The sequence below is a fragment of the Rothia santali genome (assembly GCF_024199905.1).
GTDB lineage: Bacteria > Actinomycetota > Actinomycetes > Actinomycetales > Micrococcaceae > Rothia > Rothia santali.
Genome location: NZ_JANAFB010000006.1, coordinates 32,851 through 50,184, shown reverse-complemented (window position 1 = coordinate 50,184; position 17,334 = coordinate 32,851). Strand labels below are relative to the sequence as shown.

Here is a 17,334-nt window from a genome sequence, read left to right as displayed (position 1 = left end):
CGCTCATGAGTCGCGATCAGGTGACCATCGTCCCGGGCGATCCCTGGACCATCAATGACCGCCCCTCCACGGCAGTCACGCCGGAGGAGGCCCTGGCCGAGGTCTACGCGGCCGCCGAGTCGTTCCCAATCACCATCACCGTGCTCAACGGTGATGCCGTGATCACTCTGGAGATGACCGCCGATGGATCCACCCACGACGTCGACCCCGACCTCGAGCCGGACCCAGACCCCGAGCTCGAGGAAGCCGTCGATATCACCGAGCTCATGGACAGTGAGGAAGCAGCTGAGGAGCAGGATCGGGAACCGGCGCCTGCGGCGGTCACCCCGGCCGTTGCCTCACGGAAGCGGAACAAGAAGTGGATGCTGATCCCGGCGATCGGCTTCGTAGCGCTGGCGGGTCTGGGAACCGCGGCCTACGCCTTCGCGCAGGGCCAGGACCAGGGCGAGGAGCCCGCCGCCGAGCCGACCAGCTGGACCCTCGAGGAGGGGCAGCGTCCCCTCGGTTTCGCCGGCGAGGTCCTTGTGACGCTTGCGGATAACCAGCTGAGGATCTACCACGCCGACACCGGTGAGCAGGCCGGGGACCCGCGCACCGTCGAGGATCCCGAGGAAGTCCGGTTCATGGAAGGGCAGAACGCCTCAGCCATCGACGACGGATCAGGTGAGGTCACGTTCATCGCCTCGGACGGCTCCACCCGGACGGCTGAGGGAACGCTCAACGCCCGCGGTACGGAACCGGTCGCGGTGACCAGCAACGAGTACACCACCGCAGACGGGCAGAGCGACTCGATCCCAAAGGACCAGGCGGTCCTGGCTGCCACCACCGAGGGCGTGGTCTTCGCCCAGGCCCCGAACCAGACCAGCGTCCAGGACCAGGACGTGTCCTTGCACAGCCCGGAGAAGGGGGCCCGGATCACCGAATGGGTCCAGGCCACCGAGGACCAGGCCGTCGTGATCTGGACCAAGGACGATACCGACTTCCTGACCACCCATGATCCTGAGACCGGGCAGAGCATCGACCAGCAGAAGGTCAACGCCAACGACGTCACTATCCAGCACGGGGTCGTCTGGGACGGCCTGGACCGGTACCTCCAGGACCGCAAGCTGACCGAACTCTGCACGGACGGCGAACAGATCACCGGTCAGGTGATGTGCCCGACTGGGCAGGGGTGGAAATCCGCCGATGGGCAGCTCACCGCAGCTGAGAAGCCTTTGGCGATCTCCGAGACCTATCTCGTGACCTCAGACCACCGAGTTGAACCGACGAAGGAGAAATGATGACCAACCGCAGACTGCTGACCACCGGCGTGACGGCCACGGCCCTGATGATCGGCTCGATGGCGGCCGCGCAGGCCGCCCCGGGTGATGAGGCCGCTCCGCAGGAGTCCGCCCCGTCGACCAGTGTCCAGGGCCCTGCCGTGCTGGAGGATGCGCCGGCGGCCGAGGAGCCGGGGGTGGAGGTTCCGTCCCCGGGTCCTGGGGAGGGCGAGCAGCCGGAGGGGCCGGCCCCGGAGGAGCCCGGTGTCGAGGTTCCCTCGCCCGGTCCCGGTGAGGGGGAGCAGCCCGAGCTGCCCACCGAGCCGGAGGAGCCGGGGGTCGAGGTCCCCTCACCGGGCCCGAGCGAACCGGATCAGCCCACTGAACCGGGGGTCGAGGTTCCCTCGCCGGGCCCCGGTGAGGGGGAACAGCCCGGGGAACCGGCCCCTGAGGAGCCGGAACAGCCGGAGCAGCCCGCTCCCGAGGAGCCCGAGATGCCGGAGCAGCCGGCCACGGAACAGCCCGAGCAGCCGACCGACCCGGTGCCCGAGCAGCCCGCTCCCGAGCAGCCGAGCGCCCCCGCCCCCGCGCCTGAGCAACCCTCGACCCCGACGCAGACCGCACCTGCACCGGAGACGCCGGCGCAGCCGGCCGAGCCCGTTGCCCCGGTCGAGTCAGCGGCGCCGACCACCGAGGCTCCCGCACCGGCCGAACAGCCGGCCCCCGCCGCCGAGGCTCTTGCTGCATCGGCCGCTCCGGCGCCGGCCCAGCAGACCGAGGCCGTCGCCGTTACCCAGCAGCCGGTTTCCCCGGTGCCGGCGACGGCCGCTGAGGAAGCCGCCCCGGTAGAAACCGCTGAGTCGGCGCCTGCCGCTGCGGCCGAGTCCCCGGCAGATGATCAGCCGGTCCAGGCCGCCCCGAAGCGCCAGGCGCTTTCCACCGGCTCCGCCGGCCTGGCAGATGCCTCCGCGACGCCGTGGTTCGCCGGGGCGCTCTCGCTGGGGGCCTTGACACTGGGCGCAGCCGGTGTGAAGCGATACCGCGGGCGCCACCGCGCCGCGGTATCTGAGACCCACTAAGCACGCGGAGCATCTCGATCTGCTGAAAGGGCGGGGAATCTGCCGTGGAGAAGAAGGAGAAGGACATGCACACCGACACCGCATCATCTGTGACGGGAGCCAGCGACTGGATCGTTGGCCCGCAGCAGCCGGCTGCGGAGCCGGCTGACGAGTCATCGGCGCCACCGGTGATCATCGGCGTCTCTCCCGAGGCCGGCGCGAGGACCTGGGCACAGTTGCTGGGCCTGAAGGAAACCACCATCTCCGAGTGTTCGAGCCACCCGGTCATCCTGGTGGCCCGCTCCACTCTGAAGTCCCTCGCCGCCTGCATCGAGGCCATCCAGGAGCTGGCCAAGACGGAGGAGCTCATCACCGGGATCCTCGTGGTCCCGGACGCTCCGGGCACCTTGCCGAAACCGGTCCAGCACCGGATCCGCGTGCTTCAGGGGGCGCACCCGGTGCACCTGGTCGCCTGGGTCCCCGCGCTGCGAGGCATCGAGCTCACCGAAGACCTGGCCCAGCACAAGACCGTGGCCAAGGCCCGGGAACGGGTGGCCAAGTTCATCGAGACCCGCACCGTGACCACCCTGCCCTAACCCACCCTGATCAACCCCACCCGGGCCCCACACCGGGGGCTCGGAACCAATCACTAAGGAGAGATCCTCATGGCACAGCCCACCACCAAGACTCAGACCCCGGTCCGCAAGCGCATCGGCACTGCGGTCACCGGAGCATCGCTGTTCGCGGTCACGACCTGGCTGTCGATGGTCCCGGCTCACGCCGAGGTCAAGCCAGCCCCGACCGAGTTCTGCGACGCCGCGGACACCTTCACCGCCTGGCTGAAGGGCATCGCCGGGGTGTTGGCGATCATCGGTCTGATCGTCATCGGCATCACGATGTTCTTCGCCCACCAGAACGAGACCGGGGGCGGGCCGATGAAGAAGATCGGCTACTGGGGCGGCGGCGCGGCCCTGGTCGCCTCGGCGGCCTCGATCGCCGGCATCTTCATCACCAGCTCGCTGAACTGCGCATAACACCCCATCCCACCAACAGGTAAGGAGCGGTCATGGCACTGCCCAAGATCCACGACAAGACGAAAAGGACCGCGGCCTGGACCGTCATCGGCCTGATCGGCCTGATGGCAATTGGCCTGATCATCATGAACCTCACCGGGTTCGGTGAAGAAGAACCAGCCGATCAAGCACAGTCGCCGGCATCGGCCACGGCCGCTCCTTCCACCCCCTCGGATTCCTCCGGGGTCTCCAACGCCAGCACCCCCACGACCTGCGACGTCCCCGATGACGGGTCCACCGTGACCAACCTGCGGGTGCCGGAAGACGTGGGGCAGTCATCCTCAGATCTGGGACTGGTCTACCCGTTCTCGGACGCGGTGGGCCCGACCGAGAGCAAGGACGGGGTCGGGTACTGCTTCGCCCACTCCCCGGTCGGTGCCGCATTCGCCGCATCGAACGTGGTGGGCATCTACGATGACTCCCGCTTCACCCCCGACCAGCGCGGGATTCTCCTGGACGACATTGACCGCGCTGATTCTGAACCGGCAGCCGACCCAGATGATCCCAGAAGCAGTGAGCAGAAGATCGTCGGGTTCACCGTCGAAAGCTACACCGACGAGAAGGCCACCATCGGACTGGTCACGCAAGTCACCCCCAATGGGCAGACCGAGTCCGTCTTGGCCAAGAGCACCGGCACCCTCGTCTGGGCTGCCGGGGACTGGAAGCTGGCCAAGAACTCCTTCAGCGAGGAGGCAACCGAAGTCGCCCCGGGTGACTTCACGCTGTTCGAGGGAGGCAAATAATGCCTTCGTTCGCCGAATTCAACGAGGACCTTGGCGAGAAGGTCATGAAGAACAGGGGTGATCCGTGGGCTGCGTTCCAGGACACCGCCGGTGAAGTCGGAACCAAGATCCAAGATTCGGCGATGATGAACTTCGTCGAATCCTGGCTCTCGGGTCTGGACAACCTGTTCAAGTCCTTCATGACTACCTGGCTGGATGTGAACCCGGTGATCTCGATGACCGGGGACACGATGGCCTGGGCCACACAGCTCACCGGGTCGATCACCGTCATCCTGGTCACTATCGGACTGATCATCACCGGCATCCGGGTGATGTACTTCTGCCGCGGCGAGGACTTACGCGTCGCGGCGGAGAACCTCGGCCGGGTCGTCGCGATCTCGGCCGGCGGCGCCTACATCGTGGCCTTAGCCATTCCCGCGATGGACTTACTGGCCCAGTGGATCATCGACGCCTCATCCACGAACTACGAAGAGACCGGCCTGAACGCAACGGTACTGGTCACCCACTTCGGGTCCCTGGCGCTGATCATCGGTCTGCTCGGGGCCTTGGCAGTACTGGTCCAGTGGATTCTGATGCTGGTCCGATCCCTGGTGCTGCCGATCTTGGTGATGTTCTGGCCCATCTCCGAGTCGATCAACATGGTCAACAACGAGCCGAAATTCTCCAAGGTCGGCCGTTGGGTCATCGCGTTCCTGGCCTTCAAACCGGTCGTGGCGATCATCTACTCTTTCGCGTTCAAGCTCATGCAGGGCACCGACGGAGTAGCAGCGGGGATGTCCGGGATCATGACCATCGCCGTGGCCGTGGTCGCGTTGCCCGCGATCCTGAAAGTCATCTCGCCCCAGGCCACCGCGGCCGGTGCTTCCGGCGGCGGGGCCGAGATCGCCAGTGCAGCGACCACCGCGGCCACCGTCGCGGCGATCGCCGCCACTGGTGGCGCAGCCGCAGGAGCGGCCGGTGCCGGCGCGGATGCTGGAGCTGGCGCGGGAAGTGGCGCAGCTGCCGGTGAAGGTGCCGCGGCCGGTGGCGGGGCCGGTGCTGGCGCGGAAGTCGATACCGGGTCCAGCCTCGGTCAGTCCGGCTGGGGCGTCGGCGATTCCTCCGGTGGCGGTGGGGGAGGCGGGACCGGATCTGGTGCTGGCGGTTCCTCCTCGAGCGAGGCAGAGAACACCAGTGGCAGTGATTCCGCGACGGATCAGCCGAGCTTGGGCGAGACCGAAAACCGGGAAGGCGCCGGTGGAGCCAACGCCCCCACCGAGGAACAGACCAGCCCCAGCAAGCCCCTGGGCGAGGAAGGCTCCACCTCCTCCACCGACACAGCTGCCGAGAGCCCCACCACCGGCGGGGAAACCCCCTCCACGGACAAGGCCGACGTTGAAGATGCCGGGGCCCAGGGCCAGTCCAGTGACTCTGGTGGGTCCAGGAACTACATGGACATGTTCCGCATGATCCAAGACACGATGCGCAGCTCCCCGGACCTGGGGGACCAGTTCATGGATGAGAGAGGACTTGACGAGCGATGAGCACACGCATGAAATACGGCGGCAACGCCATCCCCACCGGAAGCACCAAGATCTTCGGTTGGCTGCCCTACCCGGTCTTCGGCATCGGGTTGGGAACCGTGATGGCCAGCCTGTTGATCATCATGTTCATCTCCCCTGTGGTCGGGCTGCTGGTTCTGGCACTGACGTTCTTCGTCTTGCTGGTCGGATTCGTCCCGATCGGCAATGGCGATAAGACCGTGATCCAGCTGATGGCCAAGAGCGCCCGCCACACCATGCGCAAAGCCGATGGGTCAGCGACGTTCGTCAACTCCCACCTGTCCAACCGGCAGAACAAGCTGGGCCTGCCCGGGTTCTTGAACCAGATCCGCACCGTCGACGACGTCGACGGTGCGGGTAACCCGGTGCAGCTGCTGCACCACAAGTCGGTGGACATGGCCACCGTGAGCCTGCTGTGTTCACCCACCGGTGCCAGCACCCTGCCCCAGGACCAGGTCAATCACCAGGTCTCCTCCTACGCCGGGTGGCTGCATTCGCTCTCCCGGGACAACGGGCTGCTGGGGGCGATGATCGTGGTGGATTCGATGAAGAGCTCCGCGGTGCCGATGGCCGAATCCATCATGGAGAAGATGGACCCCAACGCCCCGGAAGTCTCCCGGAAGGTCCTGCTCGAGGCCACCCAGGCGCTGCCCTCGAAGATCTCCCAGGTCCAGACCTACGCGACCCTGGGCTGGAAACTGTCGAACCTGGACGAGGACCTGGAGGGCGCGTTCGCCGAGGTCACCCAGAAGGTGCCCAAGCACGCCTCGATGCTCGCGGCGGCAGGGTCGGGGCAGTCCCACACCATGAGCGGGCCTGAGTACGGGGATCTGATGTACACCGCGTACAACCCGCACCGTTCCACGGAGGTGGAGAAGGAGATCCACGACGGGGTCCGCACCGTGCGGCCCTTCGCCGGGTCCGGACCGGAGTACCTCAACGGCACGAACAAGCGGGTGCTGCTCCACGACGGAGTGGCGTCGATGACGGTGATGATGGATGTCCCGGACCCGTCCGAGATCACCGAGCGGACCTACGAGAAGCTGTTCTCGGCCTCCGATCACGTGCTGCGCAAGCGGGTGGCGATGTACTACCGCCCGATCCCTGCCTCCCGTCAGCGATCCCGCATCGACTCCTCCAGCAAGGGCGCTTCCACCGAGGCCGGTTCCAAGCGGCGCTTCGATGCCTTCGGGGCGAAGAAGTCCGCGGCCCCGAAACTGGCCGCCAACCAGATGACCAGTGGGGCGACCCTGGTCGAGTGGTCGCTGATGGTCACCGTGACCTTCGAACCGACCCGCAAGGCCCAGTCCGCGGCCGAGAACGAGCTGAAGAACATCATGGCCGGTTTGACCTGGCGGTTCGCCGATCACGTCCCGGAGGCCGCGTTCCACCAGACGCTGCCCCTGGGGATCTTCCCCTGGGTCTACGCCGGGGTGCCCGAGCTGTGGCACGCCGCCGGCGCGCAGAAGCAAGACCAGAAGGCAGGAGCCTAAACGATGCTGCTGAAGAAGACCGATGACCTGAAGTCCAAGACCAAGCAGACCGGCCCGGCGATCATCCCGGTCCAGAAGGACACCCGCCGCGGGGCCAAGGGCGTGCACGGTGGGGCCTGGGACCGGGTCGCCCAGCCCCGACGCTGGATGGAAACCGACCGGGACATGTCCGGGATGTACCCGTTCATCGCCGGCACCAACCGGCCTAGGCGGGGTGCCCCGATCGGCTATGACATGACCACCGGGACCGCGGTGGCGATGGACCACCTCTCGCTGTACTCGGCCAAGGCCATCACCGCCCCGGCGGCGATGCTGTTCGGGCTCAACGGCTACGGCAAGTCCTCCCTGTCGCTGCTGGTCGCCGGTTCCCTCAACGCCACCGGGACACCGCTGGCGATCTTCGACCCGATCAAGGGCGAATACGTCCAGTACGCCGAGGAAGCCGGCGCCAAGGTCTTCCAGCTCGGGCCCACCGGCGGGCGGTCCAAGATCAACCCGATGGACCCGGGCCCGCTGACCGCAGCCGGTCAGATGATCGGCGGTGAGGTCGGGGAGTCGATGATCAACGACGGGGTGAAGAAGGTCGTCTCCAACGTCGTGGCCCTGATCAGGATCAACCGCGGCATGGAGAAGGTCCTGGACGACTCGGAAGAGACCATGATCAAGCTCGCCGTCGAGCACGTCATGGCCACCGAGAAGATGCCCTCCCTGGGGGCACTGATGGCGTTCTTCGATCACCCCTCCGAACGGGCGATCCAGGCCGCCGGGCTGCACACCGGGGAGGAAGAGAAGTTCAAGACGATCTACCTCTCCCTGTACCGCTCGATCGCCTCCCTGGTCTACGGGGAACTCTCCGAGATCTTCTCCGAGACCGGGATGAGCATCGACCCAGGTAACCCGGCCGGATTCTGCTTCGACTCCTCCGCGATCCCTACCGGAGATTCGAAGATGATCTCCGCGACGATGATGAGCACCTGGCGGCTGGGCATGGACGCCATCGACGCGCACTGGGAGCTGGCCCAGCACGAGCTGCGCCTGGCCGCCGAGGCCGCGGCCGCCGGGGATCACTACACCCCGAAAACCGTCTGGCGCGGGTACTCCTCGTTGATGGATGAGTTCTGGTTCCCCATCCGCATGGCCCAGGGCATGATCAACGAGGCCGACCATCTCTCCCGGACCAACCGGTCCAAGGGCGTGGGGGAGTGGAAGGTGACCCACTCGCCCAAGGACTTCGCGATGCTGTCCACCGAATCCGAGCGGAACATCGCCAAGGACCTGATGAAGCGCTGCGGGCTGTGGGTGATGATGGCGATGTCCGATGACGATCTGGCCGCCCTCTCCGAGGTCCGCCCGCTGACCCATGTGGAGATGTCCCGGGTCAGTTCCTTCACCGCCGGGTCCCAGGGCCTGGAGAACGCGTCGAACTACAAGACCGCCTCCGGGCTGGCACCGACCGCGGACCACTCCGCGCCACCGGCCGGGGCGGGCAAGGCGCTGTGGAAGGTGGGGGAGTCGATGGGCATCCCCGTGAAGTCCCCGAAGCCGGCGACGCTGAAGTCCACGCACATCACTGACGCGCGCTTCTTCGAGAAGAAGTAAGCAACCGAGGAGGGGGGCGATCATGGGTGAGAAGAACTCCGGCGGGCTGATCCTGGGCATCGTGGCCGCGGTCGTGATCTGTTTCGGGGTCATCTGCACCTTGCCGGTGATCCTGCTCGGCGGTGGCCCGGAACCGGCCGCCGCCGGCTGCGCGCCGGCCGGGTCATCGGATAACCCCGGTGGCGGGCAAGCGGTGGCCGGGGAGATCCCGAAGAAGGAATGGGCCGATGCGATCGTGGATGCCTCCAAGGTTTCCGGGGTCCCCTCCCACATCCTGGCAGGCCAGATCGAGCAGGAATCCCAGTGGAATCCTGATGCCCAGTCCCCGGCCGGGGCCTCGGGGCTGACCCAGTTCATCCCCTCGACCTGGGAGAAGTACTCGCACGGCAAGCCCCAGTCAGATCCTTTGGCCGCGATCCAGGCCCAGGGCGAGTACATGCGCGACATCATGAAATCGGTCAAGGATCTCGCTGGGTCCTCCGGCACCGATCAGGTCGATCTCGCACTGGCCGGGTACAACGCCGGGGAAGGCGCGGTGCACCAGTACGGTGGCATCCCGCCCTACCCCGAGACGGAGAACTACGTCCCGCTGATCAAGGAGAAGGCCAAGGCCTACGAATCCGGTGACAGCACCGAGTCTGAGGATCTCGCTGAGGAATCGGAAGCACCCGAAGCCGACTCTAGCGATGACGAATCCGAGGACCAGGACGAGGGCTCCAGCTCCGCCGAGGGGCAGAACTGCGCCTCCGGGGAGAAGCCGAAGAAGGAAGGCGGGTACTCCGGTGGGGAGACCTCCGGGGAGGATGACTACCCCTGGCCAGATTCGGATACCTCAGCCGCCAACGCGATCACCGCGTTCTACAACCGCCAGTGCGTGGACTTCGCATTCTGGCGTGTGAACCAGCAGCTCGGGGCCCATGACCCGAACAAGCCCAAGTACACCAACACCTCCTTCGTCGAGGGCATGCGTCTGGGCAACGGATACGAGTGGGCCAAGACCTGGGAGGCCAAGGGCTGGCCGGTCGATAACGAACCGGAAGTCGGCGCCGTCGCGCACTTCGCCCCCGGTGCCTCCGGGTCCCACCCCGAATACGGCCACGTCGCGGTGGTCAAGGAAGTCCGCGGGGACAAGGTCCTGCTCGAGGAGTACAACGCGCTGGTTCCCTACGGATACGACACCCGGGAGATGGACGCGGCAGGGGTCTCGAACTACCTGCACATCCCCGACAGCGAGAAGGCATAACGGAAAGGCCCAGATCATGAAGAGAAGCCAGATCATCGCGATCATCGTCCTGGGATTGGCCGTTTTCGGTGCCGCCGGCGCGGCAACCTACGTCGCGATCAAGCCCGCTTCATCGGCTACTCCCGAACAGAGTCAGGACCCGGACGTGATCACCGAAGAAGAAGCCCAGCAATCCGAGCGCTACGGCCAGTTCGGTGCCCCGGACCCGGCCGATGACGCCGGGAGCACACCGACCGCGGCCCCGGACCAGACGGAAGTCTTCAAGCAGTGGAGCCAGGACGACCAGGAGGAGGCCACGGACCTGGCGTGGGAGGTGATGGGCAAGTACATCGCCCAGATCGACGAACAGGCCTGGCACGAGTCCTTGGCGAACCAGACCACTGACCGGTTCAAGACCGATCACCTGCGCTTTGACCCGTCCTACACGACCGTCACAGAGGTGACCGGAGTCGAGTCCAGTTCCTTCACCGCCAACCCCCATCGGGCAGTGATCAGCCTGGCCACCGACAAGGGCGTGTGGCAGATCGCCGTGACCCGCGAGAACGTCGGCGCGCAGATGCGCGTGGACACCATCGCCCCCACTTCAGCCAAGGAGGCCCAGTAATGGAAACCGCCGCGAAATTCGCCGTGTTCTTCGTCTTCGCCGGCGTGATCGGAGGCATCTACGCCGCGGCCACGCTCACCGCGCGGGTGGCCACCGGCACCTGGGAGAAGAACGTCTTTGACCTGGCGGGGTTGTACTCCGCCGGCACCGCCGAGATGGGGGTACTGTTCTGGACGATCCTGATCCTGTGCGTGCTGATCGGCATCGGATTGGCCGTGGTGTCGTATCTGGTGGGGGTCAAGACCAGCGGTGGCCGCGGGAGCTCGGACAAGCAGGCTCTCCCGCACCGGGCCACGTACAAGGACGTCAAGGACACCCTGAGCTACGACGCGGCGCTGAAGTCCGCGCGCGAGCCGCTGAAGAACATCATGATCGACCCCTCCAAGCCGAAGGAGGAGCGCAAGCGCCTGGAGAAGGTCGTCGACGAGATCCCCCCGCAGATGCTGGTCACCGAGCTCGGTATCGCCCAGGGCAAGAAGCTCTACGGCCAGTCCGAGGAATCGAAGCTGATCTACGCGATCCCCCGAAGCGGCAAGACCGCCTACCTCGCAGCCGGGTGGGTCATCGACGCCCCGGGTGCTGTCATCACCACCTCCACGAAGGCGGACATTCTCGACATCACCGCCGCCCCTCGGGAACAGAAGGGCGGCCTAGCGTGGGCCTTCGATTTGATGGGCATCTCCGGCTGGCATCGCAAGGCGATGTGGAACCCGGTGGTTGGCTCCGAGGACATCGAGGTCGCGCTGCGCCGGGGGAAGGCCTGGGGCAGCGCTCAGCCGATGAAGGGCGTGAAGGGCGGGGACTGGTTCAACTCCCGGGCCGGCAACATCCTGGGGCGCATGCTGTTCACGGCCGCGATCTCCGACAAGAGCATGGAAGACGTCAAGCAGTGGGGCAACAACCTCATGGACCCCGAACCGGTCGAGCTGCTGCGCCAGCACCAGACGGTCCCGGGAGCCCGTGACGCGCTGTCCTACCTCCAGGGCATGCAGTCCGGGGACAACGGGGAGGGCAACTTCGCGGTGCAGTCCGCGCTCTCGGAGCTGTTGGAGCCCCTGGCCCTGCCGCGCGTGATGGAACAGCTCACCTGCCGCGCCGAGGACGCCTTCGACATCGCCGCCTTCCTCAGCTCGCACGACACCTTGATTCTGCTGGCCGATCCTTCCGAGAACAACGGCGCCGGCCCGATCACCTCGATGTTCGCCTCCGAGGTCCTCGACGAGGCCAAGCGCCAGGCCATCAGCCGCCCCGGCGGCCGGTTCTGGCCGCCGTTCAGGGCTGTGCTGGATGAGGCAGCGAACCTCGCGGCGTTCCCGAAGATGGGCTCGCTGGTCACCGACTCCGGCGGCCGTGGCATCGAGCTCAGCGTCTTCGTCCAGGAAGCCTCGCAGCTGAAGGACCGGTGGGGCGATGCCCAGGCCAAGGAGATCGCCAACGCCGCGAACGTCAAGTACTACTTCCCCGGTATGGGCGTTACCGATGAGACCCGCGAGCTCTCCGATCTCATGGACACCTACGACCGGAAGACCCGCTCGACCACCAGCCAAGCCAACGGTGGGCGTTCCGTTCAGGTCGGGACGCAGAAGGAGCAGGTGATGACTCCGAAGCAGATCAACGAAATCGCCAAGGGCACCGCGATCCTGCGCTACGCCAACCTCACCCCGTTGCAGGTCAAGCTCACCGGTTACTGGCAGCGCGAGGACGGCAAGGAGATCCAGCGGATGCGTTCGGAGACCGCGCGCAACTGCGGTCGCCCGGCTGATCTTGAAGCGATCGACTGGAGCCTGTGATGGATGAGCAGTACGAGCACGCCGACCCGGTGACGGGCGAGCTTCCGGAGCCGCCTGAGCCCGAGGGCCCCGAGGAGCCCGACGAGTCGCCCGACCCATTCGACCGGTTGCTGGGCCTGGTCGAATCCCACGACGGCGCCCTGGGGGAGCTCCAGGAGTCGGTGAAGTGGCTGCTGGATCAGTTCACCGACGACGGGGAGCAGAAGTTCAAGCCGGTCCTGTGGTCCTGGCGCTACGTCACCGGTGAGAACCGCGAGAAGCTCTGGGAGCACCTCAGCGACTACATCGCCTGGATCAACCGGCGCTACTTCTCCACGGATCACTCGCGCTACATCTTGCCGTGCTGGTATCGGCACGGCGTCGTGGTGGAGGAGCTGACGGGCATGTGGGCAGCCTGGTGGGAAGCGATGTACAACCATCGCTCACCGACCAGCGCCTACGCCGACTACCACCGACGGTTCTTCTGGCCCGGGCTGGAGGTGATCGACCGTCATCTCAAAGGGTGCAGGGACGCCCGAAAGGGTCATCAGGAGATGAGCCCGGTCGACCTTTCCCCGGACCCGGATATGGAGCAGATCATCGCCGGCGACGTCGCTGATCACCCCGATGTAGACCGCACCCACACCCTCTAGCACCTCATGACAGGAGCCCATCATGACGAAGCAGAAAACCATCCGCGATCGCCTCCGGGAGATCGTCCTCGAGCTGCGAAAGTGGCCGATGTGCCTGGTCATCGCCTGGGGCGGAGTCACTTTGTTGTACCTCCAATTTGGACTTGCAGCCTCCGGCGCCGTCTACAGCTTCTTTCACCCCAAGCTCGATGAATCGCCCTGGGCGACCAGTACGGAGGCGTTCGTCCAGGATTGGGCCGTGATCGTGGTCGTCACAGCGATCCTGGCTGGGGTCTTCAAGATCCTGGGAATCAGCTTCCGCTCGGCCGGGATCGTCCATCCGGTCAATCGCCGCACGATGGGCTGGGTACTGCTGGGTGGGTTGATGGCCTTCGGCGCCTCGCAGATCAAGAACGGTCTGACCGTGGCGATTGACCGCATCTCCCCGGAGACTGCCTACAAGTACCAGCCCCAATTCGAAGGCGACGCCGCTGGCGGGTTGTTCCTCAACGTGCTCAGTGCGGGCGTGCAGGAGGAGCTTCCCCTGGTGCCGGGCATCATCATGCTCATGCTCTTTGCCCGGGTGAAACCGTGGATGGCGATCGTGCTCGCCATGTTGGCCAGGCTCAGCTTCCACCTGTACTACGGCCCCAACGCGATCCCGGGGTTCTTGATCTGGGCGTTCCTGATCATCCTGATCTGGCGAATCGCCCCGACCGTGTGGGGCCTGGTGCTGGGACACACGTTCAACAACGCTGTCTCGGCATTCAACCTCACCAACCCAGAGGCCTTCGAGCTCGTCGAGCCAGTGGCGATCATCCTGGCAGTGATCGCGGCCGTGGTGATGCTCTGGGTGGGCTTCCAGGGCTGGCAACTGCTGCGCCGTCGTGGCGTATTCAAAAGCGAGACCTTCCCGACCCGTCAGGAGCTCTTCAGCTCTGCGGCTGAGGTGTCAGATCCGCTACCGGAGACAGATCACGGCGACCGGTGGTGGCCCGATGCTCCCGAATCCGTCCACGCGGAACTCACAGGACGCCGCCAGCGGGCCTGACAAGTAAACTAAGGATCTTATTTGTCCGGCCCGTCTGTCTGCCTAGACCCTTTATCGGGGTCTAGGCAGGCCTGTTCGATGAGGTTGAGCTGTCGATGTTACTGAGTTGGAGATAATTGTGTGATCAGTCATCGAATGCTGATGCTCTGACATACCCTGGGTTCGTAGCTAAGACTAGGAGTGCGCGACGCTATGAAGGAAAAAAGCCAGAAAGTCCGACCCGATTGGCAACGGCTGGAGCAAAATGACTTCGACCAGCTCGTAGAGGCTCTCCTCCACCGGGTTCATGCTGACGCCAAGAAGGTATGGTCCCCCGAGGACTCGGGAGGCGATGGCGGCCGGGACGTGCTCGTTGAGTACGAGGCCAAAACTATCATCTACCAGTTGAAGTGCTACAAGGACGGGCTTACCAGTAAGCCCGACTCACGGAAGAGGCAGATCGCTAAATCCTTCAAGTCTGCGCTGAAACACAATCCAGACGAGTGGGTTCTGGTCTTTCCTAGTAAGATCCACGAATCCATGAGCAAGTTCCTCACGCTTCTCCCACAACACCGGGAGGTAAAAGACCTCTCCGCTGCTGCCTCCGTAAAGATCAGATATATAGATCGTCCGAGGCTGGACGTCCTGATATCGAAACATCCTGACATTTTAAATCTGTTAGAGCGTAATGATGATTATACGATGCGGGCCGCGCAAGTGTACGGGCAAGAGCGCGCCATCCTAGCAGGGGGTTTAGCAGACTTAGTTTCTCGTGTTGAGGGATTGGGCGAAATTGCTGACAGTACTGATCTTCATTGGGGTGTCTCCTTCTGGCATGACGGCAAGCGGACCTTGGTTTCGCCGGTCCCGAAGCATCCGCATGCTGGTCAGGTAAGCCCAATCTCGCAGGACTTCACACTGCGGATACCAGCCTCTGCTAGCGAACTGATTGCCCAAACCGAGGGTGTCTTCGGTTTTGGAGACAGGGGCACTTTGCGTGTCCCTGGCGAGTACGTCGAGTTGGGCAAATACCAGGGTCCGGGATTCTTCAAGCTACAAGGCGAGGTCGGTGAATTGATTATCTCGGCGGGAAAGGGGGACGAGGATCTCCTAGGCAAGCCCGTAAGGCTCGTCATCCTGGATGAGGACGGAGACGTACTGGCTGATGATGAAGGCACGGTCTCTTACAGTGCGCCGGGGAACGCTGGCTACACCTTGGAGATGTCTCTGTCTGGTCGTGTGACGGTCAAGATGCGGGCGCCCTTCGCCGAGGGCCAATCCGTAGATATTACTATGAGCCAGCGAGCATCTGGGGCTCGCCCTGCCGAAGTCCGCGATGGCGCGACGATTATCTGTGCCATCTCTCAGGCGGCAACGCTGGAAGTTCATCTCGAGGGGCACAAAATTCACGTCTTGGGTTCCCCCCAGCAGCAGGTAAACCAGGACCACCTGACTCATGCTGACGAACTACGGTCGGCGGCGGATGATTTGGCTGTTATCCAGCAACACCTTAGGCAGACGTTCCCCATGCCCGCAGTTATTGAGCCTATCGAGCGGTTGTGGCTGCGCACACTGCGAATCGCGCTCGAAGGAGGCGTGGCCCCGACCCCCCGGCGCACCTTAAAAGTTAACCTTCAGGCCTCCACAGACACTAATGACTTGAGCTCGGAGGAGGGCGACATGGTCTTGTGGTTCTCTGAGAAGGGAACAACGACTCACTTGGCGGGTCGCGACTTACGTCTCCCACGATTGATATTCGTCCACCCGCGGGCGATGAGTGAGATTGATGTTGAGGCGAAGACAGCTATGGTCACGCCCGCGGGTGAAGAAGTATTCGTTGTCTACGCGCCGGATTACCTGCAAGACACCAGCGGCCAGGTGACTCCCTGGGGATTATCTCAAGGTGAAGAACCACCGGTGCCGACTCTGCGCTTCGCCAGCGGCCAGAATGGCTAGTACGACATCGAGTTGGTAAGACCGGTATCAGTCTAGTCAGCGATCAAACCGGGGCCCATACAAACCGCTCCTACTTGGAGCTCCCCACATTCCGTTCGGGCCAGGTTTGTACGTCGGGCCCCGGTCGATACTGCGGCGCTGCTGATCCGCTTTGGCCTGGTCGAGCTTCTGACGCAGCTGCGGCTTCTGCTCCGGCGCCGCGTTCGGCTCGGCGCCGGCCCTTGGGCCCTTCTCGGTCCGGTCGAGGAGTCGCTGGATCTTCTGCTCCCGGTCCGTGTCCTCGGTGCGCAGCGCGCGGTCTGTCTCGAGCCCGCGCACAGCCGGCGTCTCCGGTGCGGCGGGAGGTTGGCCGGTCAGTTCCTTGCCCCAGGAGATCATGCGCTGCTTCAACGCTTCGAACTCCTCCTCGCTGACGCCATAGGATGCGACCTCCTCGGCGTGCATCCGGTCGATGCCCTGGATGATCTTGCCGAGCTGGTGCTGTTCCAGGCCGGGGTCCTGGGCCTTCGCGGCCGCGATCAGCTGCTCGTCGGTGAACCGCCCGGACTGGCGGATGGAGTCGACGTCGAGGAAATCACGCGGGTACGCGCGGCCGTAGAGGGCGCTGACCTTGCTGCCGATGGCGTCTTCCATCGACAGGACCGGGCCGATGTCCATGTGCGCCGGCTGGTGCCCGCGGTAGTCGACCCCGAAGTCGACCTCGAGCTGCTGGTCCCCGCGGGTGATGTTGATGTCCTTGAACGTGTCGAAGTCCCGGCGGACCTCGACGTCGTAGCCGGCCTCCCGCAAGGACTGCACGGCTTCGTCGGTGGCGGGCTTGAACTGCTCGGCCGAGGACATCTCGGTGAACATGTCCACGTCCTGGGTGGGTCGGTCGATCAGCCCGTGCTCGCGTAGCGCCCCGGAACCGGTGAGCACGAAGCCGTGCTGGTTCAGCTGCTCCAGGAGGATCTTGGAGACCTCCCGCTGGAACTTCAGGGCCTGCTCGGCGTCGTTAGAGGACGCCATAGGGTGTCTCCGGCAGGTGCTCGGGGAAGTGGGCGCGCCAGAGGGCGCGCACGCGCGGGGGCATGATCATGTCGGCCCAGATCGAGCGCAGCAGATCGGGGTTCAGGTACTTCTCCTGGTCCTTCGGGAGGCCTTCGCAGAGCACCGCGCGGTAGCCCATGCGCAGCTGGCCAGGGTTCGTCAGGTCGATCCGGCGGTCAGGGACCCAGTGCAGGGCGTTGGGCAGCTCGAGCACGCCGTGGTCGGGCCCGTGCAGGTCCTCCCAGCGCTCCGGGATCGAGTAGACCTTCCGGTTTGCGAAACTGAGACGGTTCTCAACGGTCATG

At 64.9% G+C, this 17,334-nt stretch carries 16 protein-coding genes; 14 read left to right on the top strand and 2 right to left on the bottom strand.

Going from position 1 to position 17,334, the window contains the following annotated elements:
- Positions 1-5: 5 nt before the first annotated feature.
- The 14 genes from NBM05_RS03850 (at position 6) to NBM05_RS03785 (ending at position 16,000) form a co-directional block, all read left to right on the top strand.
- A complete protein-coding gene (locus NBM05_RS03850; protein WP_254165244.1) occupies positions 6-1,280 on the top strand; it encodes a hypothetical protein in 1,275 nt (424 codons plus the stop codon).
- A complete protein-coding gene (locus tag NBM05_RS15340) occupies positions 1,280-2,338 on the top strand; it encodes a hypothetical protein (RefSeq protein ID WP_302183671.1) in 1,059 nt (352 codons plus the stop codon). The genes NBM05_RS03850 and NBM05_RS15340 overlap by 1 nt, the downstream gene beginning before the upstream one ends.
- 65 nt (positions 2,339-2,403) lie before the next feature.
- Entirely contained in the window at positions 2,404-2,913 is a 510-nt protein-coding gene (locus NBM05_RS03840; RefSeq protein WP_254165243.1) for a hypothetical protein, read from the top strand.
- Positions 2,914-2,982: 69 nt separating this feature from the next.
- The gene (locus tag NBM05_RS03835) at positions 2,983-3,351 is read left to right on the top strand and encodes a TrbC/VirB2 family protein (RefSeq protein WP_254165242.1); all 369 of its coding nucleotides are present in this window, start codon (positions 2,983-2,985) and stop codon (positions 3,349-3,351) included.
- Between the two features lie 32 nt (positions 3,352-3,383).
- The gene (locus NBM05_RS03830; RefSeq protein ID WP_254165241.1) at positions 3,384-4,133 is read left to right on the top strand and encodes a DUF8175 domain-containg protein; all 750 of its coding nucleotides are present in this window, start codon (positions 3,384-3,386) and stop codon (positions 4,131-4,133) included.
- Complete coding sequence (locus NBM05_RS03825) at positions 4,133-5,656, top strand: hypothetical protein (protein WP_254165240.1); 1,524 nt, start codon at positions 4,133-4,135, stop codon at positions 5,654-5,656. Before NBM05_RS03830 ends, NBM05_RS03825 begins: the two co-directional genes overlap by 1 nt.
- Complete coding sequence (locus NBM05_RS03820) at positions 5,653-7,167, top strand: SCO6880 family protein (protein ID WP_254165239.1); 1,515 nt, start codon at positions 5,653-5,655, stop codon at positions 7,165-7,167. The genes NBM05_RS03825 and NBM05_RS03820 overlap by 4 nt, the downstream gene beginning before the upstream one ends.
- A 3-nt stretch (positions 7,168-7,170) precedes the next feature.
- A complete protein-coding gene (locus NBM05_RS03815) occupies positions 7,171-8,766 on the top strand; it encodes a putative type IV secretion/conjugal transfer ATPase (RefSeq protein ID WP_254165238.1) in 1,596 nt (531 codons plus the stop codon).
- A gap of 22 nt (positions 8,767-8,788) precedes the next feature.
- The gene (locus NBM05_RS03810) at positions 8,789-10,009 is read left to right on the top strand and encodes a CHAP domain-containing protein (protein WP_254165237.1); all 1,221 of its coding nucleotides are present in this window, start codon (positions 8,789-8,791) and stop codon (positions 10,007-10,009) included.
- Between the two features lie 16 nt (positions 10,010-10,025).
- A complete protein-coding gene (locus tag NBM05_RS03805) occupies positions 10,026-10,613 on the top strand; it encodes a hypothetical protein (protein WP_254165235.1) in 588 nt (195 codons plus the stop codon).
- Positions 10,613-12,403 (top strand): type IV secretory system conjugative DNA transfer family protein, encoded by a 1,791-nt coding sequence (locus NBM05_RS03800; protein WP_254165233.1) that lies wholly within the window; start codon positions 10,613-10,615, stop codon positions 12,401-12,403. The genes NBM05_RS03805 and NBM05_RS03800 overlap by 1 nt, the downstream gene beginning before the upstream one ends.
- Positions 12,403-13,035, top strand: coding sequence for a hypothetical protein (locus NBM05_RS03795; protein ID WP_254165230.1), 633 nt, complete (start codon positions 12,403-12,405; stop codon positions 13,033-13,035). The genes NBM05_RS03800 and NBM05_RS03795 overlap by 1 nt, the downstream gene beginning before the upstream one ends.
- A gap of 22 nt (positions 13,036-13,057) precedes the next feature.
- Positions 13,058-14,065, top strand: coding sequence for a CPBP family intramembrane glutamic endopeptidase (locus NBM05_RS03790; RefSeq protein ID WP_254165228.1), 1,008 nt, complete (start codon positions 13,058-13,060; stop codon positions 14,063-14,065).
- Between the two features lie 192 nt (positions 14,066-14,257).
- Positions 14,258-16,000 carry a hypothetical protein gene (locus NBM05_RS03785; RefSeq protein WP_254165226.1) on the top strand — a complete coding sequence of 581 codons (1,743 nt, stop codon included), beginning with the start codon at positions 14,258-14,260 and terminating at the stop codon, positions 15,998-16,000.
- Positions 16,001-16,036: 36 nt separating this feature from the next.
- Here NBM05_RS03785 and NBM05_RS03780 read toward each other — a convergent pair whose 3' ends face one another.
- On the bottom strand, positions 16,037-17,008 hold the full coding sequence (locus tag NBM05_RS03780) for a nucleotidyl transferase AbiEii/AbiGii toxin family protein (protein WP_254165224.1): 972 nt from the start codon (positions 17,006-17,008) through the stop codon (positions 16,037-16,039).
- Positions 16,995-17,333 carry a hypothetical protein gene (locus tag NBM05_RS03775; protein ID WP_254165222.1) on the bottom strand — a complete coding sequence of 113 codons (339 nt, stop codon included), beginning with the start codon at positions 17,331-17,333 and terminating at the stop codon, positions 16,995-16,997. The genes NBM05_RS03780 and NBM05_RS03775 overlap by 14 nt, the downstream gene beginning before the upstream one ends.
- Position 17,334 lies beyond the last annotated feature (1 nt).

Excerpts from the sequence above, each read along its gene's own strand:
- NBM05_RS03790 (WP_254165228.1), top strand. The coding sequence starts at position 13,058 with ATGACGAAGCAGAAAACCATCCGCGATCGCCTCCGGGAGATCGTCCTC.
- NBM05_RS03800 (WP_254165233.1), top strand. The coding sequence starts at position 10,613 with ATGGAAACCGCCGCGAAATTCGCCGTGTTCTTCGTCTTCGCCGGCGTG.
- NBM05_RS03785 (WP_254165226.1), top strand. The coding sequence starts at position 14,258 with ATGAAGGAAAAAAGCCAGAAAGTCCGACCCGATTGGCAACGGCTGGAG.
- NBM05_RS03825 (WP_254165240.1), top strand. The coding sequence starts at position 4,133 with ATGCCTTCGTTCGCCGAATTCAACGAGGACCTTGGCGAGAAGGTCATG.
- NBM05_RS03815 (WP_254165238.1), top strand. The coding sequence starts at position 7,171 with ATGCTGCTGAAGAAGACCGATGACCTGAAGTCCAAGACCAAGCAGACC.
- NBM05_RS03835 (WP_254165242.1), top strand. The coding sequence starts at position 2,983 with ATGGCACAGCCCACCACCAAGACTCAGACCCCGGTCCGCAAGCGCATC.
- NBM05_RS03795 (WP_254165230.1), top strand. The coding sequence starts at position 12,403 with ATGGATGAGCAGTACGAGCACGCCGACCCGGTGACGGGCGAGCTTCCG.
- NBM05_RS03850 (WP_254165244.1), top strand. The coding sequence starts at position 6 with ATGAGTCGCGATCAGGTGACCATCGTCCCGGGCGATCCCTGGACCATC.
- NBM05_RS03830 (WP_254165241.1), top strand. The coding sequence starts at position 3,384 with ATGGCACTGCCCAAGATCCACGACAAGACGAAAAGGACCGCGGCCTGG.
- NBM05_RS03775 (WP_254165222.1), bottom strand. The coding sequence starts at position 17,333 with ATGACCGTTGAGAACCGTCTCAGTTTCGCAAACCGGAAGGTCTACTCG.
- NBM05_RS03810 (WP_254165237.1), top strand. The coding sequence starts at position 8,789 with ATGGGTGAGAAGAACTCCGGCGGGCTGATCCTGGGCATCGTGGCCGCG.
- NBM05_RS03840 (WP_254165243.1), top strand. The coding sequence starts at position 2,404 with ATGCACACCGACACCGCATCATCTGTGACGGGAGCCAGCGACTGGATC.
- NBM05_RS03820 (WP_254165239.1), top strand. The coding sequence starts at position 5,653 with ATGAGCACACGCATGAAATACGGCGGCAACGCCATCCCCACCGGAAGC.
- NBM05_RS15340 (WP_302183671.1), top strand. The coding sequence starts at position 1,280 with ATGACCAACCGCAGACTGCTGACCACCGGCGTGACGGCCACGGCCCTG.
- NBM05_RS03780 (WP_254165224.1), bottom strand. The coding sequence starts at position 17,008 with ATGGCGTCCTCTAACGACGCCGAGCAGGCCCTGAAGTTCCAGCGGGAG.
- NBM05_RS03805 (WP_254165235.1), top strand. The coding sequence starts at position 10,026 with ATGAAGAGAAGCCAGATCATCGCGATCATCGTCCTGGGATTGGCCGTT.